Here is a 5,088-nt window from a genome sequence, read left to right as displayed (position 1 = left end):
GTATTCTCCAATCTCTTTTTGTTCTTTTTTATTATGAATTATTCTCTCAATATCTGCTAAAGCCTTATCGGTCAATTTATTGTCTTTCAGCATCACGGTCTTGAATCCTTTCCTTCCAATATCAGGCCAGTAAACAGGTTTATAGTTGTTTACGAAAATAGGTTTCCTGGCGAGAACACATTCTATGAAAGCATTTCCAAAACCTTCATAAGTACTGAAATAAGTGCAGGCAACCGCATTTGCATAAGCATCGGATAAAGAATAAATCTTTCTTCCCCGCCAGCCTTTTCCTCTTTCATTGAGAATTGTTCTGTGACCAAAAACTACCTGATCATTTAGTTTTTTTTCCTTAATTTTTATCAGGAGTTCTTTATAATATCCTTTTCTGGCATCATCAGCCGCACTTCCGGTAATTACCAGTTTCACTCTTTTATCCTGCAACCTGTGAACCATTTCAATCGCTGTCTCAATACCTTTTCTTCTCACGATCCTGGTGACCTGAAAAATAGGAATGTCTTTTTTATCCAATCCTAAGTCTGATAGCAAGTCCTTGTTATAAGGATCTTTTCGAGCAAACGGTTTGTTGAAATCCATGACATTGGGAACTACTGTTGCTTCAACTCCGAATTTTTCCTTAAAAATCTTTTTTGAATGAGTATTGATTACAGCATGTCTGACATTTGGCAGGATCAGAGGAAAGGTTTTTTCCATGATTTCCATGATTTTTTTATGAGGAGATTTATATCTATCACCGCGTTCCCAATAGAAATCATGATTATGAGCAACAACAGGAATTGTAGAATTGATCACCGCTTTTTTGATTCCCATTCCCATTGATAAATGGCAGGGAAGAGATGTGCTGTTTTCCGTGAGGATAACATCGATCTTTTTTTTCATCATCCAGCGGAAAATGTGAACTGCGATTTCATTGGAAGTGTCTTCAAGATGGTCGATAAGTTCTTTCTGATCAAATTCCGGGAAGAAAAAAGCCCGGTTTTGTTCCCATTCGCACTCCGGAGAAAAGAAACAAAGAGCACGCCAGGTATTTTCGTATTTTTCTCCGACAATACTTCTCTTGAAATTTCCAGAGAGAATATAAATTTTATGCCCTAGTTTTTGCAAAATTCTTATCCATTTTTCAGTTTCTAAAGCAACTCCGTCTATATCTCCGATTCTCCCGATAATAATTCCGATATTCATTAGTCATCTCCTTTAACTTCATTGTTTAAGGACAGTTATAAAAACTTGTTTTCCTGCTGTAAAGTCAAGTGAAAATTTATTTTTTAAGTTTATTTTTTTTGCTAATCCAACAAAAAAAGCCACTGAAATTATCAGTGGCTTAAAGGATTTTGATTTGCTTGTTTATCGCATAAGGATCATTTTTCTGGTAGAAACAGATTTTCCTGATTTCAATTGATAGAAATAGATCCCGTTGGAGACAGGTTTATTATTTTCGTCTGTTCCGTTCCAGGTTATGGAGTATAACGACTCCGTCGCTTTTGCATTAACATGGTTAATGCAGTCCAAAGTTTTGACCTTTTGTCCTTTGATGTTATAGATATCAAGAGTCACAAACGGGGACATTTGTGTGACAGAAAAAGAAATCGTCGTTGAGGAGCGGAAAGGATTGGGATGATTATTAAGTGAGATATTACTCGATGTAATAGTGTTATCATCCACATTATTATTTAAGTCGCTATTGAATAAAAGAGTAACCTTTTTCTGTCCAACCTCGGTCTCAATATATAATGTATCAGGACTAATTTCACGATCATAAACAGGGAGATCAACTATAACATTGAAATTCAAAGAATTTCCGGCTTCCAGATCATAAGGGAATTCCAAATTAAAGTCTTCGATCCACCACACTCCGTCACCGCAGGGGAACTCGCCTTCTGATGTAATATATGATATGGAAATATCAGTTTCAGATAAGTTAGTTATGGAAAACTCTTTGCCATTAAAACAATCATCATAAGTTAAAAAGAGTAATCTTTGCGGAGAAACATCCAATCCTGTAATATTAATATCATCATCGTTGCGAGGCTGCAATTTAAAATCGCCGTAACCATAATCCACAATTCCGGTTATGGAATAGATAAAATCATTAAGAACAGGAAGATAAGAATAATCTCCAAGATCATCGACCCGGCAGGGAGCAGATGTATCGATGCCGTCATCGATTTCCCATTCTCCATAACCGAGGTCTTCATTAGTAACAGTAACTTCCATCATTCTTACTAAAACACCTTCCCATGATTCGGGATTATAAGTGTCCGGCATAGAAATCTGCCCGGTCAGGATCTGGGTTGGTTCCGGTAGATCTGCGATTCCATTGATCTGGAGATTTGTTACATCAATGAGTTCGGTTTTATTCTGGTATTCAAAAACAGTTGCTTCCAGGTATATATCATCTCCAATCGAAACAGATTCGTCTTGAGGATAAACATTTATTCCATTCCAGGCTCCTGCTCCGTCTTGAATATAATATCCATTCGAAAAAGTCGCTGTAACTACTCCGGTTGTAGAAATTCTTTCATCGAGATGAGGAGAGTCACCGGAAGGATCTTCCGTATATTGAATTTCATAAATTGTGTAGGGAGTAACAGGAATGGGTTCTATTATGGAAAACGGATTATTGCTTTGATCCCAGGGATCTCCATCTGCTGCATCTGAAATTATAATTACATACCAGTCATCAAGAGCTTGATCTTCCGGAATATTCCATTCCCAGACTCCATCATTTTCCGTACTGGCAACAAGAACTTCACGAGTTCTATCGATCATCTCAAGCTCGATCTTTACATTTCCTTCAAAATTGGCTGATGTCCAGGTTATGTTTTGGGTAGAACCTTGTTCCCATTGTTCTCCGCCATTCGGACTGGTAACAATTATGATCGGGTCTGTTCCGCCGTCAAAAATATGATAACCGATATAATCAAAAGTATTTTGCGGATAGGATTCCCATTCTCCGGCATCATAATCAGGATTGGGACTGGCAACATAACTATGTCTGACAAGAGTAACATTTTGTGCCCAATTAACATCTCCGCTTTCTCCGAGATGATCGAGAACAACATCATCTTTATAAAGTCTGACCTGATCGTCACCATTAAAATTAATGACGGAACCATTGGTTAGATCAGCGACATTCTGGATGGCTTCGTCAGCACTCGGATGGCAGATAACATAAACTTCACCATCTTCAAGATTTCCGGATAGATCCATACTGGTGCTGAAATCGTCATTTCCATTCACATCTTTTTTCAAAGAGTATTCACTTAGATCTACTGCTGCTCCGGTGCCGTTGAAGATCTCGATAGCTTTGTTATAACTGCTACCTTCGATATATTCAGAGATAAATAGTTCGGTTGCCTGAGCAATTATCAATGAATATACGATCATAAACAAACTAATAATGAAAAGTTTTTTCATTGTTCCTCCTGTAATTTCCTTACCTTCCGAAGCCTTCTTTCACTTGTTCTTACGATAAGATTCGGAAGGATGGGAAAGCCCCAGACTTTCCGATCCGGCAACTGCCGGATAGAATTCCTTCATGAGAAGCTTCGGAAAGGCATCACATTTTTTTCATAAGTTTTCATAATTCATATTACACTACCTTTCTGTTTCTTAAATACAAAGGTCAGGGAAAAAATATACCCTGACCTTTGCAAGTTTTTTTTTTATTAATCTTTTTTTCCCCGCCCTGAAGGACGGGGCTATTGATGATTTTATTCTTCTTGCTTTTCTTATGTTCCTTCTCTTTGAATTTTCTTTCAAAATTTCTTCTAAAAGAGAAGGATAGCAGGATGAGTTTGGTCTCGGAACAAATTCCGAACTACACCCAATTCAATTAGGAAACTTCTACCTCGTACATCCCTTCTTCAGTTTCTGATTTATTAGTAACCTTCAAAATAGAGCCGGTTCCCATTTCAGAAGCAGTTGTCTGATGATCATCACCGGGATTCAGTTCGATACCTTCGGTGCATGGCTCGGGAGTTTCTCCCAGACAATATTCCAAGCCGGTAGTACCCGGATTTTTCAGTTTGAACACAGTGGAAGGTGTTACTTCTTCCATGACGATAACGGTCTGTGCTGCCGGAACATTGCCGTGTTTGATATCCGGTTCTCCCTGGGACGAAGACTGATAGAGAACATACTGCTGGTATTTGCCGTAGTCGTCTTCATAGATGAGTTTCCCAATCCGGCTGATACGCAGGACAACTTCCCACATGGCATTCATTTTCCTGATTCTTTCGTTGGTCTGTTCTTTCATCTGGATCTTAAAATCATCCTGGGCGACATTTGCCTGCACGATATCGTCATGAGAAGTCTTGATCTTTTCAATTTGTGGATCGGAAAATCCGGCTGTATTCAGTTCTGTTCTATATTTAACTGCGGTTTCATGAAGTCTGGCTAAAAAAGCAGTTAATCCTTCCTGGTTGTTCCTGATCTCGTAATAATTATCAGCACCGAATAAATTCCAGATATCCTTTCTTCCGGGAAATGCTTTTTCAATAAAAGGTCGCATAAAACGATAAACTTTTCGTCCTAATTCCATCTTGTTATTCAGTTCTGTTGTCAAAATTGCCAGTTGATTCTGGTTATATTCATGATCCGGCATGGATGCTGCTGCCTCGATCATGGCTGAAAAGTCGGTGATAAATATTTCTGTGAAATCAGCATCATAAGCAAAGAAATCTGCCCTATCCCGGGTCAATAAAACTACGAATACACGCGCTTTCTGGATGGCAACTGCATCCGGAAAGTAGTATATTCTGACTAATGTTTCTGTGTTAGCCATAAATTCCTCCTTTTGAATTTAATAAGCCAAAGGCTTACAAGTATTTTTGATTGAATATTGAATATTTGTCATTGCGAGGATTCTCTTGCCGGCATCATACGAAGCAATCTATTTCTTTTCATGCGGCTAGGGTTGGAGATTGCTTCGTAAGAATTTCTATTTAGTATCTGAACGAAAACTATCAAAATTGGAGAAAGCTTGAATTAAGTTTGCTTTAGCTGACTTGATTTAAGTTTTCTAACTTGCTTATGTCAGTAAACTTAACTCAAGACCTACGGCTTAAG

3 protein-coding genes are annotated in these 5,088 nt (G+C 38.2%); all 3 read right to left on the bottom strand.

Going from position 1 to position 5,088, the window contains the following annotated elements; all coding sequences use genetic code 11:
- On the bottom strand, positions 1-1,200 hold a 1,200-nt coding region (locus tag ENL20_01750), incomplete at its 3' end, for a glycosyltransferase (GenBank protein ID HHE37281.1).
- 162 nt (positions 1,201-1,362) lie between these two features.
- Positions 1,363-3,435 carry a T9SS type A sorting domain-containing protein gene (locus tag ENL20_01745; GenBank protein ID HHE37280.1) on the bottom strand — a complete coding sequence of 691 codons (2,073 nt, stop codon included), beginning with the start codon at positions 3,433-3,435 and terminating at the stop codon, positions 1,363-1,365.
- Positions 3,436-3,853: 418 nt separating this feature from the next.
- A complete protein-coding gene (locus ENL20_01740) occupies positions 3,854-4,804 on the bottom strand; it encodes a hypothetical protein (GenBank protein ID HHE37279.1) in 951 nt (316 codons plus the stop codon).
- Positions 4,805-5,088: the final 284 nt, after the last annotated feature.

The organism is Candidatus Cloacimonadota bacterium (assembly GCA_011372345.1).
GTDB lineage: Bacteria > Cloacimonadota > Cloacimonadia > Cloacimonadales > TCS61 > DRTC01.
The sequence above is the reverse complement of the archived record's forward strand: the minus strand, read 5'-3'. Positions and strand labels throughout refer to the sequence as shown.

Bases quoted from the DNA above. Each gene is read 5' to 3' on its own strand.
- ENL20_01745 (HHE37280.1), bottom strand. From the start codon at position 3,435: ATGAAAAAACTTTTCATTATTAGTTTGTTTATGATCGTATATTCATTG.
- ENL20_01740 (HHE37279.1), bottom strand. From the start codon at position 4,804: ATGGCTAACACAGAAACATTAGTCAGAATATACTACTTTCCGGATGCA.